Source organism: Vibrio sp. 1402 (assembly GCF_033340275.1).
The window spans coordinates 250,651-272,482 of record NZ_JAWOWE010000004.1; the positions used below are offsets into that span (position 1 = coordinate 250,651).

General features: G+C 44.0%; 18 protein-coding genes. 12 read left to right on the forward strand and 6 right to left on the reverse strand.

From position 1 onward, the window contains the following. The first annotated feature begins 17 nt into the window (after positions 1–17). From R7044_RS10200 to R7044_RS10215, 4 genes are all read left to right on the forward strand, one after another. Complete coding sequence (locus R7044_RS10200; RefSeq protein WP_005376900.1) at positions 18–1,271, forward strand: aromatic amino acid transport family protein; 1,254 nt, start codon at positions 18–20, stop codon at positions 1,269–1,271. A gap of 97 nt (positions 1,272–1,368) precedes the next feature. Continuing rightward, a complete protein-coding gene (locus tag R7044_RS10205) occupies positions 1,369–2,730 on the forward strand; it encodes an L-serine ammonia-lyase (RefSeq protein WP_005376899.1) in 1,362 nt (453 codons plus the stop codon). Between the two features lie 211 nt (positions 2,731–2,941). Further along, entirely contained in the window at positions 2,942–4,657 is a 1,716-nt protein-coding gene (locus R7044_RS10210) for an EAL domain-containing protein (RefSeq protein ID WP_086046898.1), read from the forward strand. 94 nt (positions 4,658–4,751) lie between these two features. Further along, entirely contained in the window at positions 4,752–5,219 is a 468-nt protein-coding gene (locus R7044_RS10215) for a GNAT family N-acetyltransferase (RefSeq protein WP_172563569.1), read from the forward strand. Between the two features lie 89 nt (positions 5,220–5,308). Here R7044_RS10215 and queD read toward each other — a convergent pair whose 3' ends face one another. Then, positions 5,309–5,671: a 6-carboxytetrahydropterin synthase QueD gene (gene queD, locus R7044_RS10220; RefSeq protein ID WP_005376896.1), complete on the reverse strand. Its 363-nt coding sequence runs from the start codon at positions 5,669–5,671 to the stop codon at positions 5,309–5,311. A gap of 293 nt (positions 5,672–5,964) precedes the next feature. On the opposite strand from queD, the gene R7044_RS10225 reads away from it, so the two are divergent. Together R7044_RS10225 and asnS are read left to right on the forward strand one after the other, a co-directional pair. Beyond that, a complete protein-coding gene (locus R7044_RS10225; protein WP_193838081.1) occupies positions 5,965–7,569 on the forward strand; it encodes a methyl-accepting chemotaxis protein in 1,605 nt (534 codons plus the stop codon). Between the two features lie 210 nt (positions 7,570–7,779). Then, entirely contained in the window at positions 7,780–9,180 is a 1,401-nt protein-coding gene (gene asnS / locus R7044_RS10230; RefSeq protein ID WP_054577700.1) for an asparagine--tRNA ligase, read from the forward strand. Between the two features lie 91 nt (positions 9,181–9,271). Here the strand turns inward: asnS and R7044_RS10235 are convergent, their stop codons facing one another. Next, entirely contained in the window at positions 9,272–9,496 is a 225-nt protein-coding gene (locus R7044_RS10235) for a hypothetical protein (protein WP_033905633.1), read from the reverse strand. A 98-nt stretch (positions 9,497–9,594) separates the two neighbouring features. Continuing rightward, the gene (locus tag R7044_RS10240) at positions 9,595–10,986 is read right to left on the reverse strand and encodes a PLP-dependent aminotransferase family protein (RefSeq protein WP_005376887.1); all 1,392 of its coding nucleotides are present in this window, start codon (positions 10,984–10,986) and stop codon (positions 9,595–9,597) included. A gap of 259 nt (positions 10,987–11,245) precedes the next feature. Between R7044_RS10240 and R7044_RS10245 the strand changes: the two genes are divergently transcribed. The 3 genes from R7044_RS10245 to R7044_RS10255 all read left to right on the forward strand — a co-directional run bounded on the left by R7044_RS10245 (position 11,246) and on the right by R7044_RS10255 (position 13,544). Beyond that, entirely contained in the window at positions 11,246–11,476 is a 231-nt protein-coding gene (locus R7044_RS10245; protein WP_005376886.1) for a hypothetical protein, read from the forward strand. A 245-nt stretch (positions 11,477–11,721) separates the two neighbouring features. Further along, positions 11,722–12,021 (forward strand): hypothetical protein, encoded by a 300-nt coding sequence (locus R7044_RS10250; protein ID WP_005376885.1) that lies wholly within the window; start codon positions 11,722–11,724, stop codon positions 12,019–12,021. Positions 12,022–12,353: 332 nt separating this feature from the next. After that, complete coding sequence (locus R7044_RS10255) at positions 12,354–13,544, forward strand: amino acid aminotransferase (protein WP_005376884.1); 1,191 nt, start codon at positions 12,354–12,356, stop codon at positions 13,542–13,544. A gap of 89 nt (positions 13,545–13,633) precedes the next feature. Here R7044_RS10255 and R7044_RS10260 read toward each other — a convergent pair whose 3' ends face one another. Next, entirely contained in the window at positions 13,634–14,275 is a 642-nt protein-coding gene (locus R7044_RS10260) for an outer membrane beta-barrel protein (RefSeq protein ID WP_005376883.1), read from the reverse strand. A gap of 314 nt (positions 14,276–14,589) precedes the next feature. Here R7044_RS10260 and R7044_RS10265 point away from each other — a divergent pair, with 314 nt between their 5' ends. Both R7044_RS10265 and R7044_RS10270 read left to right on the forward strand, forming a co-directional pair. Further along, complete coding sequence (locus R7044_RS10265; RefSeq protein ID WP_047103226.1) at positions 14,590–16,479, forward strand: DUF294 nucleotidyltransferase-like domain-containing protein; 1,890 nt, start codon at positions 14,590–14,592, stop codon at positions 16,477–16,479. A gap of 8 nt (positions 16,480–16,487) precedes the next feature. Then, complete coding sequence (locus tag R7044_RS10270; protein ID WP_017820458.1) at positions 16,488–17,207, forward strand: 3'-5' exonuclease; 720 nt, start codon at positions 16,488–16,490, stop codon at positions 17,205–17,207. A gap of 70 nt (positions 17,208–17,277) precedes the next feature. Here the strand turns inward: R7044_RS10270 and R7044_RS10275 are convergent, their stop codons facing one another. Together R7044_RS10275 and R7044_RS10280 are read right to left on the reverse strand one after the other, a co-directional pair. Beyond that, complete coding sequence (locus tag R7044_RS10275) at positions 17,278–19,161, reverse strand: methyl-accepting chemotaxis protein (RefSeq protein ID WP_005376880.1); 1,884 nt, start codon at positions 19,159–19,161, stop codon at positions 17,278–17,280. Positions 19,162–19,392: 231 nt separating this feature from the next. Beyond that, a complete protein-coding gene (locus R7044_RS10280; protein ID WP_005376879.1) occupies positions 19,393–20,964 on the reverse strand; it encodes a BCCT family transporter in 1,572 nt (523 codons plus the stop codon). 387 nt (positions 20,965–21,351) lie between these two features. On the opposite strand from R7044_RS10280, the gene R7044_RS10285 reads away from it, so the two are divergent. Further along, the gene (locus R7044_RS10285) at positions 21,352–21,828 is read left to right on the forward strand and encodes a MarR family winged helix-turn-helix transcriptional regulator (RefSeq protein WP_005376877.1); all 477 of its coding nucleotides are present in this window, start codon (positions 21,352–21,354) and stop codon (positions 21,826–21,828) included. Positions 21,829–21,832 lie beyond the last annotated feature (4 nt).

Sequence of the window (21,832 nt, forward strand, 5' to 3'; positions counted from 1 at the left end):
AAATGAGTAACTAAAAAATGAATACAACTACTTCTGCGGTTTCTACCGCACAATCGTCTAGTAAGTTTTCTTACAAAGACTTTACCTGGTGTCTGTCCCTTTTTGGTACGGCAGTAGGTGCAGGTGTACTGTTCCTTCCTATTAAAGCAGGTGCAGGTGGCTTCTGGCCATTAGTAATCCTAGCCCTAATTGCAGCACCAATGACTTGGTTCGCACACAAATCTTTAGCTCGTTTCGTTCTTTCTGCGAAAAACCCTGAAGCGGACATCACCGACACAGTAGAAGAGCACTTTGGTAAGACTGGCGCAAACCTTATTACGTTCGCTTACTTCTTCGCTATCTACCCAATCGTACTTATCTACGGTGTTGGTATCACAAACACAGTTGACTCTTTCCTAGTTAACCAAATGGGCATGGAATCTATTCCTCGCTGGCTACTTTCTGGTGCACTTATTGCTGCAATGACAGCAGGCGTAGTATTCGGTAAAGAGCTTATGCTGAAAGCAACTTCAGCAATGGTTTACCCTCTCGTGTTCATCCTACTAGCACTGTCTGTATACCTAATTCCTGGTTGGAACACTTCAATGATGGAAGTGTCGCCTGACTGGGGTGCAATGCCAGCTATCGTTTGGCTAGCAATCCCTGTTATTGTGTTCTCTTTCAACCACAGCCCAATCATTTCTCAATTCTCTAAAGAGCAACGTCGTGTATACGGTGATGACGCAGTTAAGAAAACTGACACTATCACTGGTGGCGCAGCAATGATGCTGATGGGCTTTGTTATGTTCTTCGTTTTCTCTGTTGTACTTTCTCTGTCTCCAGAGCAACTAGCAACAGCGCAAGAGCAAAACATCTCTGTTCTTTCTTACCTAGCAAACGTGCATGAATCTCCACTGATCTCTTACATGGGTCCATTGGTTGCTTTCGCAGCGATCACCTCTAGCTACTTTGGCCACTTCTTAGGCGCGCACGAAGGTCTAGTTGGTCTAGTGAAATCTCGTTCAAAATCACCAGTAAGCAAGATCGAGAAGATGTCTCTAATCTTCATTGTAATCACAACTTGGATCGTTGCTATCGTTAACCCAAGCATCCTAGGTATGATTGAAACAATGGGTGCACCGATGATTGCGGCAATCCTATTCTTGATGCCAATCTTCGCAATGCAAAAAGTTCCTGCGATGGCTAAGTACAAAACTTCAGCACCTGTGCAAATTTTCACAGCAATCTGTGGTCTTGCTGCAATTAGTTCTGTAATCTACGGCGCTCTTTAATCATCTCTGCCCAGTGCAGTATGATTAATCCAAAAATATAACGATAAAATTAAGCCTCCCAACTCCCCTTGGGAGGCTTTCTTCTGAGGTAATCGATATGATTAGTGTTTTTGATATCTATAAAATCGGTGTTGGACCTTCAAGCTCACACACTGTAGGCCCAATGAAAGCGGGTAAAGAGTTTATTGATGATCTTCGTGCAATGGGAAAACTGCGCGACATCACTAAAATCACCGTTGACGTTTATGGATCACTATCACTGACAGGGAAAGGTCACCACACAGATATTGCTATCATCATGGGTCTTGCAGGCAACACTCCTGAGAAAGTTGATATCGATTCTATCCCGGGCTTTATCGCTCGTGTAGAAGAAACTGAACGCCTTCCTGTTGGCATGCACTGTCACACAGTATCGTTCCCACGTGAAGGTGGAATGAACTTCCACAAAACAAACCTAGAGCTACACGAAAACGGCATGCAGATCCACGCTTGGATTGATGACGAAAAAGCGTACTCAAAAACTTACTACTCTATCGGCGGTGGTTTCATCGTTGATGAAGAAAATTTCGGTAAAGAAGCTGAGAACCCAGTAAAAGTACCTTACCCGTTTACAACGGCAGAGGAACTGGTTAACCAATGCCACGAAAGTGGATTGTCCATCAGCGCACTAACCATGAAGAATGAGCATGCGCTTCATTCAGATGAAGAAACTCGTACTTATTTCGCGAACATCTGGCGCACAATGCGCGAGTGTATGGATCGCGGTATGAATGAAGAAGGTATTTTGCCTGGTCCACTACGCGTGCCTCGTCGTGCAGCAGCACTTCGCCAGCAGCTACTTACTTCAGAAAAGACGACAAACGACCCAATGTCTGTTGTTGATTGGGTAAACATGTTTGCTTTCGCAGTAAACGAAGAGAACGCAGCAGGTGGCCGCGTTGTTACAGCACCAACTAACGGTGCGTGTGGCATCATCCCTGCGGTACTGGCTTACTACGATAAGTTCATCCAAACTGTGACTGAAAAAGATTACATCCGTTACTTTGCGGCTTCTGGCGCAATCGGTGGTCTTTACAAGCGCAACGCGTCTATCTCTGGTGCTGAGGTTGGCTGTCAGGGTGAAGTTGGCGTGGCATGTTCTATGGCAGCAGCAGGCCTTGCTGAGCTTATGGGTGGTAGCCCAGAGCAAGTGTGTATGGCAGCAGAAATCGCGATGGAGCACAACTTAGGTCTAACGTGTGACCCAGTTGCAGGTCAGGTTCAGGTTCCATGTATTGAGCGTAACGGTATTGCGGCAGTAAAAGCAATCAACTCTACTCGCATGGCACTACGTCGCTCTTCAGCTCCAACTGTTTCTCTAGATAAGGTTATCGAAACCATGCTAGAAACAGGTAAAGACATGAACGCGAAATACCGCGAAACATCTCAAGGTGGTCTAGCAATCAAAGTGATTTGCTAACACGCCTTTCTGAATACCAATCAAAACCCGAGTTTATGCTCGGGTTTTTTTATACCTAAAAAATCCAGGAAAATGCGTTATCAGGACAAGTAAAAAAAACCTAAAACGTTGAATATATCCAAATATTATGGATATCTCAGTAAAAAATCACATCTCTTCCCTAGCTTTATTGATAACGTAGCCAAAAATTAAACTTGGAGCACATCAACACATGATTAGGTTTGAAATTGGAAACCAAATCTGCGTTTGCTTGTCCGAAAACGAAATATCTCTAGAGCTCAATCAGTCACTCCACCACTCCATTCCTGTCAACCCAAATGAGTACGCCATTCTGTCAACTATCGCCACATACGGCAGTTTAAATACGCCGATTAGTCAGCGGTTAATAGAAAGCAAAATCACTCAACAATACAAAATGACACTGCCTGAAAATGGCTTTAAAAACGCGGTGGCCGCTCTAAGAAAGAAATTTCGCAAGCTCACGGAAGAACACTTAACCACTAACAAAAACATTATCGAAAACATTCACCGGACCGGATACTTCATCCCTTTTACTATGCAAAACAACCACCAGAATGGCATCGAACATCAACAGAAGATCAATCAATACACAACCAATAGTCTTCGAAAAGCACTTCGTATTTGCCTGCGTAATAAAAAGATCTATTCAGAAGCGATGTGGGTTGTGTTGATCACTGCGATCATTTTCTTTGCTATCTGTTACTACGCGATAAACAGCATCGTTAAACATAATTATCTGGATAACGCCTTCGAAATTGCAGAGAGCCTTTCCCGCAGGAGTTGCTTTGCTAATGAAAGCGAACTGAAGTCACTATTTGATAATGTGAAGTTGGTGGAATCGAGCATGATGCTAGATCGTTTCAATATTCGATGCTTAGTCACTCCAGAAACCGTTGTCCCTGTCAGCAAAAAAGCCTTTGAAGAGTGGAGTAACAATAACAATTACACCACCCAATCATTTGACTTAAATAACGCAACCGTTTTGGTTCGTGTTAAAAACATTAACTTATCCGACAATGTTGAAAATCATATTTCACGTTTTTTTCTTTCTGGTATGAAGCTATCAACGAATACCGGAACGTCGTTAGAGATTGGTAACACCAATGAACGCTTTTTCAATTATCACGTAAAGAATAGTGGCTATAAAGAGGTGTATTACATCTCTGGACCGTTTCAAAGTATCATTCTACTGAGCTTACTTTTTCTCATTATACTGCGTCACCGCTCCCTACAAGCCTTTATGGCTTACTTGTGCGCAATTCGACAATTCAAAATAAAACTGGAACCGATTTATAACACTTCGGCACAAAAGATTGTGCACTACGAAGCCCTCTCCCGGTTTAAGGTAAAAAATACGCAACGGTTTATTGAAACACTGATCCGCAATGGATTGCTGCTAACTCATACCTTACTGGTGATTGATTCCATCTACACCAAACAAAAAGCGTTGCCCATCCCTATCAGCATTAACGTTTGTCCTTCTTTGCTGCGAGGGCGTAACTTTTCAATCCTATATAGAGAGCTATCTAATCGGGATTGCCGTTTGCTGACAATCGAAATCACAGAAAATGCATCGATGTACTATACCTCTGAGATTTATGGCAATGTCGCGAAACTAAAAGCTCTGGATTGTAAAATCAGTATTGATGACTTTGGCACCGGTAATAATAATGTGGCGCTTATCAGCAAGCTGAATCCGGACTATCTCAAAATCGACCGAGAATTTGTTATTGGCCTAAAAACTGATGATAAAAAGATAGAAACCTTGCGTCAGTTAATTGCTATGGGCAATACGTATCGCTGCACGGTCATTGTTGAAGGCGTAGAAACGGCAGACAGTGCTCACTTACTCACAACATTGGGCGCATACATTCACCAAGGTTATTATTACCCTCTTCATTGCTAGCTTTTCTTCACTCGGTTAGTTACTTAAAATAGATTTAATACTCTATAAAAACTCGTGGTGGCATAACGGTATGCCGCCAATTTGTGATTGAGCGATGATTGCGATTAAACCCACCAAACTGAAAGATTTTTCAAGTTTGATGCAATTGGATGTGCAAGAAGAGCAAAAAGGATTTTTTACACCGTTTGAAATGGCTTATCAAAAACGTAGTAAGTCAGAGGCGTTCTTTACGATTTATTCTGATGACCTATTAGTAGGCTATCTTGTTATCGATAAAGGTTTCTCCCAACATGCGCCGTTTGCTAAACGATACGAACTGGAGCTTAAATACTTGATGATTGATCAACGTTTCCAACGTCAAGGGGTTGGGAGTGAGGCATTGCGTAAACTGTTCCTTTATGCGTATACCATTAACCCTAAAAGCACCTCTCTTTGCTCCACTGTTCCACAAAGTCAGCAATACGCTATGAGTTTTCTTGATGCGTGCGGATTCATTAATACAGTGGAAACAACATTGGGTGATAATGAAAAAGAATGGATTCTACGACACCCATTAAGCTAGCAGGCGAAGCATAATCAAAATTGGGGCATTCAGATACAACAAAGGCAAGCTTCTCGCTTGCCTTTGTTTAATGCTCAATGGAAAGTGACTTATTCACCTTTGTAAATACAACCCGCTGTGCACGTTTCTTTGATTTCTACTTTACTTAGCAGTGGTAAGCTTGGCTTAAGCTGCTGCCAAATCCATTTTGCTAATACTTCGCTAGTCGGGTTCTCTAACCCTTCAATGTCGTTTAGGTAGTAATGGTCTAAGCGATTGTAAATTGGTTTAAATGCAGCTTTGATCTCTGCAAAATCCACTACCCAACCTGTATGTGGATCAACTTCACCTTCTACATAAAGACGAACAAGGAAAGAGTGTCCGTGCAAACGACCACACTTGTGACCTTCTGGTACGTGTGGCAAATGGTGTGCTGCTTCGAACATAAACTCTTTGTATAATTCTGTTTTCATCTTGATTCTCAGGCTTTAAAAAGACAGGCAATACTAAGGAATTCGCTGCCAAGAGACAAGCGTTACCCCATACAAGCGTAGCAAAAACTTCCGCTGGTTCCTGGCCTCTTTGCTATCACTCACACCAGAGCGCCGTATTTCTGTCACGCGCCAAACATTTGATTACACAGCACTCACATCACAATTACATATCCCCAACATGTGTGGGGTCACAATCATTCATTTCGTTGTTCGCAGTGCGCATTTGTGCACATTAATATTGTGCAGTTCGTTCCAATTACACTTATAAATTTATGCGCTCAACTATCACTTTTAAGCTCTTACTGGCGTTAATTGCTGTCTTCAGCTGCGTTCTAGCTGCCTCTACGGCTTACCAATACCATCAACAAAAAACCTTAATCAATGATGTTCTTAGTGAACAACTCCATGATAAGGCTAGTAATTATTTCGACAGCCTAAATATGATGATGCTTACGGGCACCATGTCGCAAAAAGAAACCTTACGTCAAAAGGCCCTGGCCCAAGAAGGCATTGAAGCAGTTCGCGTGTTGCGAGCTGACGCTGTGACCAAACTTTACGGACCTGGGCAACAAAACCAGCAGCCTGTCGATGATATTGATCAACGAGCGTTGAATGGTGAACTGGTGATTGAACCAATCTCAGCCGATTGGGGCAAAGGGTTAGTAGTCGCGCTACCAATGAAATCGAGCGAAAATTACCGTGGCACCAACTGCGTTTCTTGCCACGTTGCACCAGCAGGAGAAGTGTTGGGCGCGATTCGCTTGGAATACAACATGAATCATGTCAATTCAATGATCAGTAAACAGGCAATGTTTGCGATGGGAATAATGGCCGTAATCGCATTTGTGGGCTTCATCATAACGATGAGTTTGATTCAAAAAATCATTGTACGACCAATTCAAAGAACGTCGAAATTCATGTCGAATGTGAGCCATAGCAAAGATCTATCTCAACGACTTATGCATCACCAACAGGATGAAGTGGGCCAACTTTCTACAGCAATCAATTCATTCATGGATACGGTCTCCGAAAGCTTAGAACGTGTGCAAGACACCTCTCACTCACTTGCCGACTCCGCGAGTAAACTAACTGCTGTCGCGCAGTCCACAGATAAAGCGGCCAATAACCAACAGCTAGAGACCAACGAAGTACAAAGTAATATCACCGATATGTTGCAGCAACAAACTGCGGTTGAGGACTCGACTAACAACGCTACTGTTTTGGTCAATCACACCGTTGATGTCGCCACTCATAGTGCAAGCCAAGCACACAACGTCAGTGAAGACATCAAACAACTAGTAAGTAACATTGATACCGTACGGGAAAAAATCAGCTCTCTAAATCAAAGAACCGAAGAAGTGTCGTCCATTCTTGTGGTTATTAAGGGTATTGCAGAACAAACCAATCTGCTCGCGTTGAATGCTGCTATCGAAGCCGCCCGTGCCGGAGAGCAAGGACGCGGTTTTGCGGTCGTCGCGGAAGAAGTGCGTAACCTGGCTTCTAGGACGGCTGAAGCCACTGGTAATATTGAACATATCATTTCTCAATTCCAGCAAGGAAGTGAAGAGTCATTAACTTCTGTTGATACCGTCTGCCAGTTTGCTCATCAACGCTCTGTCGATGTCGAGGCACTATCAGCCACAATGCATAACGTTGTTGACGAAATGCGCCAAGTGCTCAGACATGCAGAAGATATCCAAAACCAGACGCAAACCACATCTGATGTAAGTCAGCATATTCAATCTAAAATAGATGTGATCACACTGCATGCTAACGACACATCGCAATCGGCATCGCACACGCGTGATATTAGTGTTGATTTAGAGCATCTATCCGAACGTTTAGAGCAATTACTAAACCAATTCACACTTTCATAGCACAAAAGAATGAATAAATAGAGAGATTCTCCCCATCAAAACGAATATAAAGGTTGATGCGAGCGAATTGACAGGTAATATGTCTCGTTGAATCTGTAAAATGCTACCCAACTCAGCGCTTAGCTTGTTTTTTGAACAAAAATGTTATCAGACAAGTAGTTTAAGTAAGCGTTGAGTTGAATTTTTACCTCAATGGAGAATATTGAAAACATGACTTACGCGCCTGTATCAGACGTATTGAAAGGTCAGCTAGCAGTAGACAGCGAAGTGACTGTTCGTGGCTGGATCCGTTCACGTCGTGATTCCAAAGCTGGAATCTCTTTCCTTGCCATATATGACGGCTCTTGTTTCGACCCGATTCAGGCCGTGGTCCCAAATAATCTTAATAATTACGAAGACGAAGTATTAAAGCTAACGACTGGCTGCTCTGTTGAAGTAACTGGTAAGATTGTTGAATCTCCTGCAAAGGGTCAAGACTTCGAACTTGCTGCCACTGACGTTAAAGTGGTTGGTTGGGTTGAAGATGCTGAAACTTACCCAATGGCAAAAACTCGTCACTCAATCGAGTACCTACGTGAAGTTGCGCACCTACGTCCGCGCACAAACGTAATCGGTGCAGTAGCACGTGTACGTAACTGCCTATCTCAAGCAATCCACCGCTTCTACCACGAGCAAGGTTACTTCTGGGTATCTGCGCCGTTGATCACGGCTTCAGATGCTGAAGGCGCTGGTGAAATGTTCCGTGTATCTACGCTAGACATGGAAAACCTTCCTCGCACTGACGCTGGTAAAGTGGACTACAACGAAGACTTCTTCGGTAAAGAGACGTTCCTAACCGTATCTGGTCAGCTAAACGCAGAAGCTTACGCTTGTGCGCTAAGCAAAGTTTACACTTTCGGCCCTACTTTCCGTGCTGAAAACTCAAATACAAGCCGCCACCTAGCAGAGTTCTGGATGGTTGAGCCTGAAGTTGCGTTCGCAGAACTGGATGATGTAGCGAAACTGGCTGAAGACATGCTCAAGTACGTGTTTAAAGCAGTGCTTGCAGAGTGTCGCGATGACCTTGAGTTCTTCGCTCAACGCATCGACAGAGAAGCAATCACTCGTCTAGAGCAGTTCGTTTCTTCTGACTTCGCGCAGGTTGACTACACTGACGCAATCCAGATCCTTCTTGATTCAGGTCGTGAGTTCGAATTCCCAGTTGAATGGGGTATCGATATGTCTTCTGAGCACGAGCGTTTCCTTGCTGAAGAACACTTCAAAGCACCTGTAATCGTTAAGAACTACCCGAAAGACATCAAAGCATTCTACATGCGTGCTAACGATGACGGTAAAACAGTTGCAGCGATGGACGTTCTAGCACCGGGCATCGGCGAAATCATCGGTGGTTCTCAGCGTGAAGAGCGCCTAGACATTCTAGATGCACGTATGCGTGAAGTGGGTATCGATCCTGAACATATGAGCTGGTACCGCGACCTACGTAAATACGGTACAGTGCCACACGCAGGCTTCGGTCTAGGCTTCGAGCGCCTAGTATCTTACGTAACTGGTATGGGCAACGTTCGTGACGTGATCCCATTCCCACGTACTCCTCGCTCTGCGAACTTCTAATCACTTTTTAGTGATATTGAATTAAAAAGACCTCCCATGTGGAGGTCTTTTATTTTGTACGAATGATTTTCTAGCAACCGGTGTATGCACTCTAGTTGTTATCTTCGTCGTCATCCTCATCTGCTCGCGCTGCGTATTTTACTCCAACCACACACAAGCCAAACATCACAAATGGGATAACGGCAGCAGTGTATTCCGTCCAAACCATATGAGAGAAAGATTTCGCCAATATCAAGTGTGCAAACACCAACAAAAATGCGCTAAAAATAGCAACACCCATCAACCTAAGTTCATGCTTTACCAACTGCTTTTTCATTACGGCTCCTAACCTAAATGGTTGTCTGCCCATGATTGAAACACAGCTTCGGTATCGTCCACTGATACAGTTTGAGCAAAAAACAGGTAAACAGTTGGCTAATGAAGTAATTCTCCGACCGTCTTCACGGCTTGTTCTAATTCATCATTTACAGGTAACGATGTATTAAGCCTCAGGTAGTTCTCATAATTTGGAGCGACAGAAAACAACTGACCAAATGCTACAGTGATGTTCGCTTCCAATAACTTTTGATAAATCGCTTTTCCGCACTTTGTTTTCGGCAGTTCTATCCAAAGAAAATAGCCGCCTTCCGGTTGCGTGTAACGAATTGATTGGGGAAAGTACTTATCAACCAGTTCAATAAACGCCAATTGCCGCTGCTCAAGATTCTTTCGCAGTTTTCTAAGATGGCTATCATAACTATCGTTTTGTAAGTAATGCGCGATACCCTGCTGGATTGGTGCACTGCCTGACAACGTCGAGATAAGTTGCAGCTTTTGAAGTTGCTCATTGAAGCGTTTGTTTACCACCCAGCCCAGCCTATAGCCAGGGCAAAGGCTTTTTGAAAATGATCCACAATGCAACACGCGTTCTTGTGTATCAAAAGCTTTAAGTGAGCTTGGCTTTTTTTCAGAAAAATAAAGCTCTGAATACACATCATCTTCGATCAAGTACACATCGTATTTATCAGCCAGTTCGACGATACGTTGCTTCTGCCCGTCACTTAATAAGGTTCCTGTTGGATTGTGAAAGTTAGTCATTAACCAACATGCGCGAACATCATTGTCGGCAAAAGTCGCTTCAATTTGATCCACTGAATGTCCAGTTAACGGATCCACCGTTATTTCTATCGCCTTTAGACCTAAACGTTCAATCGCTTGAAGTGCGCCATAAAACGTCGGTGATTCAACTACAACAGTATCTCCAGGCTGGGTCACGGCCTGAAGGCTCAAATTCAACGCTTCTAATGCGCCAGAAGTAACGACAACATCATCATGGGTAAACACCATACCTTGTTGGATGTACCGTTGAGCAATCAAACGGCGTAGAGACTCACAACCCGGCGGCAAGTTATCCAATAACGTCTCTGCCCCCATCTTCCTACCTGAGCTGGCTAGATTGCGGTTTAGCGCTTCTAATGGGAACAATGCAGGGTCTGGAAACGCGGAGCCAAACTTCACCGCATTCGGTGAGGCCTGATTTTTGAGGTAGTCGTAAAGTTCATCGTTGATGCTAGAGCGATAAACGGAAGTAGCTGGAGAACTCGGTTCGAAGCGGTCCAACTCCGCAGTAACAAAGTATCCAGACTGAGGTTTCGCTGCGACCCAACCTTGTGCTTCGAGCAGCTGATAAGCTTGTAATACCGTACCTGCGCTGACAGAATGGTTTCGGCTTGTTACACGCACTGATGGCAGCTTTTCCCCTGCTCTCCATGTATTTTGCTGAATCTGCGTTTTGAACAGCTCAGCCAGTTGACGGTATCGGTTCATGTTTCCCTCATTTCACTTACAGCCGCACCATAGCATACTTCGCGCCAGCATTCTGATATGGGAGTATTCAATTTAGCAACGTAATTTATCAAGCTTATCAATAGATATTTCAGCCACGAAGTGAGCGTTTATATCCCATACTTTGACTGTTACACACATATTGCCTCACATCTTTGCAATACCTAAAAGCCAACGTTTTACGTTGGACTGAGTGCGTTAAACTCACTTCGAGCTACGGTCTTTAAATCAGGAGGAAGCGATGAAAGTTTTTACAATGGACGATCTCTCGTATCGCGGAAAACATAAAGGTGTACATAGTTGGGACCATCCTGGCAGTACCACCCCTTATTATTGGCATCCTGATTGGCTGCATATCGCTGAAGATGCTTTGGGTGAACACAAAAAGGCTGACCTTGAAGTCCCTGATGGAGAAACAGCTACAGAAGAGCATGTAAAAGCGGCGATTCTCAAACACTTGAATGACGAGTAGTTTAGGCTCTATCACCGTTCAAGAATAGCATTAGGTAGGCGAATCCATCGTCGTATGCTTTAAACACAAATAAAGCTAAAACCTGCCAAATAGTAAATTCTTCTGAATGAGAAGTACGCATCTTCTATCGCGTTCAAAGGGCAAAATAAGTCGATTGTTATCACATTAATTTTCATTACATCTGTTACATTTAAATAGTAATGGTGATGCACACCTCAACTCATGGATTATGAGAGAAAACAATAATGGCGAAATACAACGAAGAAGATATTAAATACAAAGGTGAATCCAACGGCGTACATTCTTGGAGCTCTCCTTCCGGCCAACCTTATTACTGGCATCCAGATTGGTTACACGTTGCAGAAGATGCGACGGGTACGCATCCGAAGCAAAAACTTGAAGTTGAAAAGACAGAAGTACCAACCGAAAAACACGCATTAAAAGCGATCTTAAAGCATATGAACGACTGGGCGACTGAAAAACTTTCTTCTAACCCTGACATCGAAACCAATGCGGTTGAGTCGGAAATCAATCTGAAGAAGTAACCCCAACCGATATCCATACTTCTAACAGTAAACGCTCCACCTTTGGTGGGGCGTTTTTGTCTCAACAAATCCTCACTAGACAACTATAAACGCGTTAACGCAAAGCACTGAATTGAAACGATTGGGATGTGTGCAAAACTTCTCCAACCATGGCATAAATGCCCTTCAAACTCTGTGCCTACCAAACGTTTTCATGGCAAAAACTTTAGTTATGTTAGAATTCTGTTTCAAATCGCAACTTTTTTAGGTTTTCTTTTCAGTAACGGTTGTAACCAATATTGCTGAAAGGTATAAATGTTAGCACACCCCTTCGATTAACATGGATGAAGATTATGTTTGAAAAAGTAGTTGCCGCTCCGGCTGACCCTATTCTTGGCCTTACTGAAGAGTTTAAAAAAGATGCTCGCGCAGAAAAAATTAACCTTGGCGTAGGTATTTACAAAAACGAGCAAGGCGAAACTCCCGTTCTTGCGACAGTAAAGAAAGCTGAAGCAGCACTTGTTGAAACTGAAAAAACCAAATCTTACCTAACCATCGAAGGCACAGCAGAGTACGGTATTGCAGTGCAAAAACTGCTTTTCGGCTCTGATGCAGAAATTGTAAACGAAAAACGCGCTAAAACAGCTCAAGCTCCGGGTGGTACTGGTGCACTACGTGTTGCCGGCGAGTTCATTAAACGTCAACTAGGCGATGTAAAGATCTGGATCAGCAACCCAACATGGGCGAACCACAACGGCGTATTTACTGCTGCTGGTATCGAAACGGCACAATACAGCTACTACAATGCTGAAACAAAAGACAAAGACTTCGATGCGATGCTAAATGATCTGCAATCTGCATCTGAAGGCGACATCGTGCTTCTACACGGCTGCTGTCACAACCCTACAGGGATCGATCCTACGGCTGAAGAATGGGAAACATTGGCGAAACTTGTCGCAGAGAAGAAATTGCTTCCTCTGTTCGACTTCGCCTACCAAGGCTTTGCTAAAGGTGTGGAAGAAGATGCTGCAGGTCTTCGTACTTTTGCTAAGTACAACAAAGAAATCCTAGTCGCGAGCTCTTTCTCGAAAAACTTTGGCCTATACAATGAACGCGTAGGTGCCTTCACGTTAGTAGCTGAGTCAGAAGAAGTCGCAACAACCGCATTTTCTCAAGTTAAAGCCATTATTCGCTCTATCTACTCTAACCCACCTGCACACGGCAGTGCTGTCGTGACTCACATTCTTGGCAACGCCGAAATGCGTGCGGAATGGGAAGCTGAAGTAGCAGAAATGCGTGACCGTATTCAAGAAATGCGTGAACTATTTGTAGCGACACTAAAAGCAGAAGGTGTGGACGCAGACTTTAGTTTCATCGAACGTCAAAATGGTATGTTCTCTTTCTCTGGTCTTTCTAAAGAGCAAGTTAACCGCCTTAAAGAAGAGTTCGGTATTTACATTGTCGGTTCTGGCCGAATCAGTGTTGCTGGTATGACGAAGTCAAATATGGGCCCTCTGTGTAAAGGCATTGCAGCGGTTTTATAATCGACTGTCGCATACTTTGTTAAAAGGAAAGGTCAGCATAAGCTGACCTTTTTTGTTTTAACTTAACGCCAAAAACGAACCCGTCCGATCTAGTAGACAAACTTCAAACTCAGCCCAACTTCATTGACGTAATCTGAGCTTTCACCGCTGTAATCAGTATCTCTAAACTGATAAAAAAGACCAGTGCCGATGACTTTATGCCATTGGTAGTTAAGACCGATCTTAAAATTGTTCTCATCAACGATATCACTACGGTTCAACTCCACTTCAGCTGTCGCAATAAGCTTTTCACTGAGCAAGTAATTCACCCCAACAGTTACAGCTTGAATCAATTCGCTATCGGAAGACAACGTATTATCCGTTTTGTCGTCCGTCGCTTTCGCTTTGATTGCGCCTATTCCATATATCCCGTAGATATCGAATTGCTCTGTAACTCCATAACGGTAACCACCACCAAACAAAAGGCGGTCAATGCGAAGAGTAAAATCATCCGGATGGAAAAACTGCGCTGAGTAATCAACATTAAACAACCAATTCTCAGTAAACAAATAGTTACCACCGAGTCCCACTGTGGTCGTATTAGAGTTATCTAACCATTCTTCGTTTGTCGTTCCGGCACCAACATCCAAATGAATGTGTTCGTACCCAAATTTTTCTGCTTGGTCCATGACCACTGCGCTTGATATCGCCGGCAAAGCAGCTAAAGAAACAAGCAATAAATTTCTCACCATTCGACTTCCTTTCATGAGAATTATCTAAACACTGTATTCCATCGCCTGAGCTACTTGGCTCAAGAAGAATAGCTTAATCTAAAGACGTGATAACGATCTGAAACAGCCAAAGATCTAATCAGTCATCACGAAGAAAACATATCGGCGACGTCTTTTTCAATTGAGGTGACCATATAGTAGTAAAAATGAAGCTCCCTTATCGTGCGATATGTCAGAATCTTATGACTGAGCACGAAAATCGCGGTTCAGATAAGACTCTGTTTTAAAACTAAGTTAAGATTACTTTATTATTTGCGAACTAAAAGGCGCCTTCGATGGATGCAGAACTTCTCGAGATTTACAACTTTCTCGCCAAGTATCCCCCGTTCAATGAACTCCCTGAAGAAACACTAAACAAGGTGACAGAGAGTGTCGAAATCTCGTACTACCGAGAAGATACCCCCATCATCCATTTTGGAGACTATATCCAAGATTTATACGTGGTGCGAAGCGGTGTTGTTGAAGTTTATCGACGCAAAGGTGAGCTGTATAATCGCCTTGACGAAGGTGACCTATTTGGCCAGATGGGCATGCTCACCAATAACAAAGTCCGCTTTCCGGTAAAAGCCATTGAGGATACCCTGCTCTACTGTATTCCTGGTGACATTTTCCAAGAAATTTACGATAACTTTGATTCCTTTGCGGATTTTGTTGAAGTTGAAAATAGCGCTCGTTTACGCCAAGCCATTTCAGAAAACAAAGACGCCAATGACCTGACGACATCGAAAGTGAAAACCTTGCTGACTGGCGAGGCTCATACGATTGATCGTGGTCAGACAATCCAACAAGCCGCGCAGCAAATGGCGAATGACAACGTATCGGCTTTACTTATCGTCGACCCAGATTTCGTTCGTGATGAAGACGATCCACAGTCCCCAGTACTTGGTATCATTACTGACCGTGACTTGTGTACCCGTGTGTTAGCTGAAGGTTTGTCCCCACAGGACGATGTGTCCAGTGTGATGACCACTGAAGTCATGTCTCTTGACCACAACGCTTACATCTATGAAGCAATGTTAACGATGCTGCGTTACAACGTACACCACCTACCAGTGGTAAAAAACCAATTACCAATCGGTATTATCGAAACAACCGACATTGTTCGTTATGAATCTCAGAATTCGTTGTTGTTGGTGAGTAGTATTTTCCAACAACAGACTATCGAAGATTTAGCAGTTGTTGCCGAAGAAGTGAAAAGCAGCTTCGTGCGTCTTGTCAATGAAGATGCCAACTCTCACATGGTGGGTAGCGCGATGTCGGTCATTGGCCGAAGCTTCAAACAGCGTCTGCTAGAAATGGCAGAAGAAGAGCTTGGCCCACCGCCAATTCCTTATTGTTTCCTTGCACTTGGCTCAATGGGGCGAGATGAGCAACTGTTGGTGACTGACCAAGATAACGCCATCATTCTAGATGAGACTTATCAAGAGGAGAAACATGGTAAATACTTCGAAGCCCTAGCAAAATACGTCAGCGATGGGTTAGATGCCTGTGGCTACAAATATTGCACAGGCGATATTATGGCAACCAACCCACTATGGCGCATGACTCGTTCAGAGTGGGAAGAGTGTTTTGCTGACTGGATTGATAACCCGAACCCGAAAGCACTACTCAACGCCTCCATCTTTTTCGATTTGGATGGCGTCTATGGCCGCTTAAAATGGGCAGAACAGTTAACCAGCTTTATTGTTCGTCGCGCTCGAAAGAACAACCGCTTCTTAGCGTGTTTGGCTCGTAACGCACTAAACAGAACACCACCTCTGGGCTTCTTTAAAGACTTCGTGATGGAAAAAGATGGCAGACACAACAACTCCATCAACCTCAAACGTCGCGGTACTGCTCCTCTGGTCGACTTAATTCGTGTTCACTCTCTGGCAGTTGGCTCACGTGCACAGAACTCGTTTGAGCGTCTCGACGACATCATTGACGCTGGCATTTTGCCAAAAGGTCGAGCACAAGACTTAAAAGACGCGTTAGAGTTTATTTCCATGGTGCGTATTCGTCACCAAGCGACGGACGTGGAACTAGGCATTGATCCTGATAACAATATCGAACCGGAAAACCTCTCTGAGTTTGAACGTCGCAACCTAAAGGATGCATTCCAGATCCTAAGCAATGGTCAAAATTTCCTTAAGTTCCGCTACCAAGCGAACAAGAGCTTTAAGTGAGGTTTAGCATGATTAAAAAGCTCTTTCAGAAGCCAACCATTCAGTGGCCAACGAAGTTTGAACAAAAGCTGGAGATGGCGAAGGATGAGAATTTAATTGCGTTTTATAGCAACAAGCCGCCTGCTCCAGAAACACCGTTATCTGAGGTGGAGTTCGTGGCGTTAGATTTCGAAACGACGGGTTTGAATCCTGAAAAACATGACATCATTACTATTGGTTTAGTGCCGTTTAACCTGAAGCGAATTTTCCTACGTAACTCGCGTCATTGGAAGGTACGTCCACAGCGTGCACTCGATGAAGACTCAGTCATTATACACGGTATTACTCACAGCGAATTGATCGATGCGCCTGACTTAGGCGATATCTTAAGCGAGCTGCTACCATGCTTAAGCGGGAAAATCATTGTTGTTCATTACCGTCGTATCGAGAGAGAGTTTCTGGATAAAGCGCTCAAAAGCCGTTTAGGGGAAGGTATTGAGTTTCCTGTTTTAGATACGCTGCACCTTGAAGAAACGATTCAACAGAAACGTTCAGGCTCTCTCTGGAAGCGTTTAAAAGGGAAAAAACCAGAATCGGTTCGGCTAGCGCAATCTCGACGCCGTTATGGGCTGCCAGACTATACGCCTCACCATGCATTAACCGATGCAATTGCTACCGCAGAGCTACTGCAAGCGCAAATCGCCCATCATTACAGTGAAGAGCAACCCATCAGTGAGTTCTGGCTGTAATATACTTCACGCTTAATAGCGATCAAAAAAGGAGCCAGATGGCTCCTTTTTTACTTAGGTTGAGACAAGATTACAGCTTAAAGCGTTGAATCTCTTGTTCAAGTTCGTGTGATAGCTCAGACAGGTGAGCAGCTTGTTCTGCTGCTTGATGAGCTTCGACTGACAACTCGTTAGACACGTCACGAATACCTTCAGTGTTACGAGTGATCTCAGTGGTTACCGATGCTTGCTCTTCTGCTGCTGAAGCAATCTGCGTTGCCATATCACTGATACGCTCAACAGCAGTGTGGATTTGCGTCAAGCTCGCTGCAGCCGCATTGGCATCATCAACACTGGTATCAGCTAGACGACGACTGTCACCCATAATACCGACCGCTTTGGCCGTTGTGCCTTGTAGCATCTCGATAGTTTCTTGAATCTCTTGCGTTGAAGCATGAGTACGCTGGCTCAATACGCGGACTTCATCTGCAACCACAGCAAAACCACGGCCTTGCTCACCTGCACGTGCCGCTTCGATCGCCGCGTTCAGTGCAAGTAAGTTCGTTTGCTCTGCAATGCCTTGAATCGTTGATAGAATCGTATTGATGCTATTTCCGTGTGCTTCTAGCTCTTGAATCACATCAGTAGCAACTTGAACTTCTTGCGCTAAGTTCTGAATAGAGCCTTGCGTTTGAGTTACTTGGCTAGAACCATGTGAACAAGCTTGAACCGCTTCTTCTGAGTTACTTGCCGTGCTATCAGCATTACCTGCAATTTCTTGTGTCGCTGCTGCCATTTCATTCACAGCCGTCGCCACCATGTTGATTTCATCTTGCTGGTAAGAGATACGCTGACTACGCTCCTCAGCTTGCTGTGCTGTCGTGCGTGCTTGCTCTGAAAGCGCAGAAGATACATGGCTAAGCTTAGTAACCATTGTGTGCATGTTGCCAACAAAACGGTTGAAGTTTTCCGCCAGTTTACCTACTTCATCATCACTGCGTGGTTCTAGGCGTTGCGTTAAATCACCTTCGCCAGATGCAATTTCTTCCAGTGCATTTGATACGCGGTTCAAGTCACGGAACAAGAAACCAACTAGCCAAGAAACTGCAAGAATAACCACAATCGTGATCGCCACAGCAGTGAACAATAGATCTCGTAGCAATACCGCATGACCTGCTTCTTCTGTTGCGCGATCCATTTCAATCGCAAACATCCAATGCGTACCAGGAACTTTATTGAAGTAGTAAAGCTTCTCTTTTCCTTTGATTACCGTATCTTCGATACGACCTTCATCGGCGGCGCGCTCAATTGCCTCTTCTGAAAAATCTTTTAGAACACTGGTGATAGGCTTAAGCGTCAAGCTTTTATCTGGATGCGCTAAGAAGGTGCCTTCATTCATGTCGATTAGCATCGCATGCGCGTTTTCACCTGCATCTAAGTTAATCACATCGCTGATAAGCTGATCGATCAGTACGTCCGCACCAACAACACCAACAAACTGACCATTTTTCATTACTGGCTCAGCAATGGTCACAAGTAGTGCATTCGTGATTGCGTCTTGATATGCGGCTGTGATGATTTGCTTACCCGCTGCATCAGCATCCTTGTACCAAGGACGTGTGCGAGGGTCATAATCAGCACGGTTACGCTCCGGATGAGAGCGGTACATATCACCGTTTGGTGTACCAAGGAAGATGTCATCGAAGCCACCAGCCTTGCGAGCTTGTTGTAGGAAAGGAACAACGTCTTGCTCGGTCGAGTAGTCGTTGAACGCAGTGGCAATATCTTTACGGATATTGACCCAATCAGAAATTCCCTCTGACGCAGTAGTACTAAGACTTTGCGCACGTGAATAGACACCTGAACGAGTCTGATCAAATAATTGACCAGCCGACAACCAAGTAAGTGCTGTTGCCATCACAACAACAGCAGAAAGGCTTGCGCCTATAAGCTTTTGTTTTAATGATAATTTCATATTTATAGTTTTTTGAGTTGGGAGAACAGTTAAGGTGCATGAATATTACACACTTTTTTACGACTATTCACTAATTTTTAAAAAACAAAATAGCACATTAACTCTTTGTAAAATATGAACTTTCATGTGTCATTTTTTTGTCTCGAGCGTCATAAAAACCGCGCAAAAAAAGCCAGCAAATTGCTGGCCTTTTGATTAATTGTTAGTCAGACGGTTTTATAAAATGCCGAATTACTGACGCTCTGTTCTCATACCCATCAATAAGCTCACACACATTGCAAGCAGAATGAAGGTAAATGGCAGTGCTGTAGAAATGGCACCGGCCTGAAGAGCTTGAACCGCCTCGGAGCCACCAATCCATAGCAGAGCGACCGCAATTGCACCTTCCATGAATGCCCAGAAAACACGTTGAAGTACAGGAGCGTCGACTTTACCGCCCGCTGTGATGCTGTCGATAACAAGTGAACCAGAGTCAGAAGACGTGATAAAGAACACAAGTACCAGCACAACAGCGATGATAGAAAGCATGCTACCAAATGGAAGAACATCAAACATTTGGAACATAGCAAGTGATACGTCAGTCAAGCCATTTGTGCCCAGCTCACCTACTTTATCAACAACTTGCTCGATCGCCAGGCCACCAAATACAGACATCCAAACAACGGTAACCGCAGTTGGAACCAACAGAACTGCTGTGATGAACTCGCGAACGGTACGGCCACGAGAAACACGCGCGATGAACATGCCTACGAATGGCGACCATGAAATCCACCAAGCCCAGTAGAACACTGTCCAGCCTTGGAACCAAGCTTCGTCCGTACGACCAAACGGGTTACTTAGTGGGATGATATTCTCTACATATGCCATAAGTGTGGTTGGAATCGAACCGAGGCTCGCCGCCCAACCGATAAGACCAACAAGGAGAAGTAGCAAGAACGCCACAACCATGTTGATGTTACTAATGACTTTAACACCACCATCGATGCCGCGTACGACTGAAACAACAGCAAGTAAAGTCACCACGGTAATAACGACGATTTGCAGACCTAGGCCTGGCTCAACACCAAATACGTGATGAATACCACTTGCTGCTTGCTGCGCACCTAGACCTAGGGATGTAGCAAGACCAAATAAAGTCGCAAGCACAGCCAGAATGTCCACAATGTGGCCAGCCCAACCCCATGCACGATCACCCAGAAGTGGGTAGAAGATCGAACGCATAGATAGCGGTAAACCTTTGTTGTAGGCAAAGAATGCTAAAGAAAGTGCTACAACACCGTAAATTGCCCATGGGTGAAGGCCCCAGTGGAACATCGTTGCACCCAGTGCCAATCTCGCGGCTTCTGGTGTATTTGCCTCAACACCAAGTGGCGTTTCATACCAACCGGTGAAGTAAGCGACAGGTTCTGCAACACTCCAGAACATTAAACCGATACCCATACCAGCTGCAAATAGCATTGCAAGCCATGACATAAACGAGTAATCGGCAACAGCGTCTTTACCACCTAGTCGAATCTTACCCATTGGTGAGACGATAAGTGCCAAACAGAAAATAACGAAAATGTTACCTGCAATAATGAACAACCAATCGAATGAACCAATAATTTTCCACTTCAGCCCATCAAGTGCCGTCTTTGCGGTATGTGCATCTAGAACTAATGCAGCGACAAGAAACAGCGCAATTAAACCTGCACTAATACCAAAAACTGGGTTATGAACATCAAAACCCCATTTTTGAACGTTGTCCTGACCTACCGTATAGTCGGTACTATCGATACTGTACTTATCTATACCCTTTGTCATCGTTCCTCTCTATTTTTGTAGTGTTTTTACGTACCAAACAAAAAAATCTTTCGAACACGATACGTTTTGCATTCCGTGAAGGCGCAAGATCCTATCATTTGACACGTTTTTGTCTATCTTTTTGCTATTAAAAAATCCAATAACTTACTTTTCACTGTGTGGTTACGGCCTTTGATAGAACAAATCACTACTACAATAGTTAGACCACAAACATTTATTGCTATAATAATTTTAGCTCTTCTTATTTTGTCGAAAAGACGCGACAAAATGGTATTGAGGACACGGCGTAAAATTGTAGGGGTAATTTTTGATTTCCCCCCTTTAAATAAGGGCGCATTTAAGTTAGTGTCGCCTCGATAAATGTTCCCTACAGACTGGATGAATAAATTGGAAAAGTACGAAGAAGTATTGGTCTCGATTCGTCAGATCATCCGCGCTATTGATTTACATTCTAAAAAGCTGAGCAAAGAGTCTGGATTGACTGCTCCACAGTTGATTTTGATGCGCGCTATCAATGACTTAGATAACGTGACGATTAAACAGTTGTCTAGCCACACTAACATGAGCCAAGCGACCGCAACGACCATTCTAGATAGACTAGAACGAGGCCAGTTTGTTGAGCGTCAGCGCAGTGTTCAAGACAAGCGTAAAGTGCATGCTGTACTTACGAGCAAGGGCCAAGAAGCCTTAAAACAAGCACCAACGCCGCTGCAAGAGCACTTCATTAATCGATTCCAAAAATTGGAAGAATGGGAGCAATCCCTTCTACTATCTTCCGTTCAACGCATCTCGACGATGATGAATGCAGAGGACATCGATGTTGCTCCAATGCTAGAGCTTGGTAGCATTACCAAAGCCGATTAGTTTC

Bases quoted from the DNA above. Each gene is read 5' to 3' on its own strand.
- R7044_RS10200 (WP_005376900.1), top strand. From the start codon at position 18: ATGAATACAACTACTTCTGCGGTTTCTACCGCACAATCGTCTAGTAAG.
- R7044_RS10250 (WP_005376885.1), top strand. From the start codon at position 11,722: ATGGCGAAATACAACGAAGAAGATATTAAATACAAAGGTGAATCCAAC.
- R7044_RS10255 (WP_005376884.1), top strand. From the start codon at position 12,354: ATGTTTGAAAAAGTAGTTGCCGCTCCGGCTGACCCTATTCTTGGCCTT.
- R7044_RS10210 (WP_086046898.1), top strand. From the start codon at position 2,942: ATGATTAGGTTTGAAATTGGAAACCAAATCTGCGTTTGCTTGTCCGAA.
- R7044_RS10240 (WP_005376887.1), bottom strand. From the start codon at position 10,986: ATGAACCGATACCGTCAACTGGCTGAGCTGTTCAAAACGCAGATTCAG.
- R7044_RS10215 (WP_172563569.1), top strand. From the start codon at position 4,752: ATGATTGCGATTAAACCCACCAAACTGAAAGATTTTTCAAGTTTGATG.
- R7044_RS10275 (WP_005376880.1), bottom strand. From the start codon at position 19,161: ATGAAATTATCATTAAAACAAAAGCTTATAGGCGCAAGCCTTTCTGCT.
- R7044_RS10270 (WP_017820458.1), top strand. From the start codon at position 16,488: ATGATTAAAAAGCTCTTTCAGAAGCCAACCATTCAGTGGCCAACGAAG.
- R7044_RS10225 (WP_193838081.1), top strand. From the start codon at position 5,965: ATGCGCTCAACTATCACTTTTAAGCTCTTACTGGCGTTAATTGCTGTC.
- R7044_RS10205 (WP_005376899.1), top strand. From the start codon at position 1,369: ATGATTAGTGTTTTTGATATCTATAAAATCGGTGTTGGACCTTCAAGC.
- R7044_RS10260 (WP_005376883.1), bottom strand. From the start codon at position 14,275: ATGGTGAGAAATTTATTGCTTGTTTCTTTAGCTGCTTTGCCGGCGATA.
- queD (WP_005376896.1), bottom strand. From the start codon at position 5,671: ATGAAAACAGAATTATACAAAGAGTTTATGTTCGAAGCAGCACACCAT.
- R7044_RS10265 (WP_047103226.1), top strand. From the start codon at position 14,590: ATGGATGCAGAACTTCTCGAGATTTACAACTTTCTCGCCAAGTATCCC.
- R7044_RS10245 (WP_005376886.1), top strand. From the start codon at position 11,246: ATGAAAGTTTTTACAATGGACGATCTCTCGTATCGCGGAAAACATAAA.
- R7044_RS10235 (WP_033905633.1), bottom strand. From the start codon at position 9,496: ATGAAAAAGCAGTTGGTAAAGCATGAACTTAGGTTGATGGGTGTTGCT.
- R7044_RS10280 (WP_005376879.1), bottom strand. From the start codon at position 20,964: ATGACAAAGGGTATAGATAAGTACAGTATCGATAGTACCGACTATACG.
- asnS (WP_054577700.1), top strand. From the start codon at position 7,780: ATGACTTACGCGCCTGTATCAGACGTATTGAAAGGTCAGCTAGCAGTA.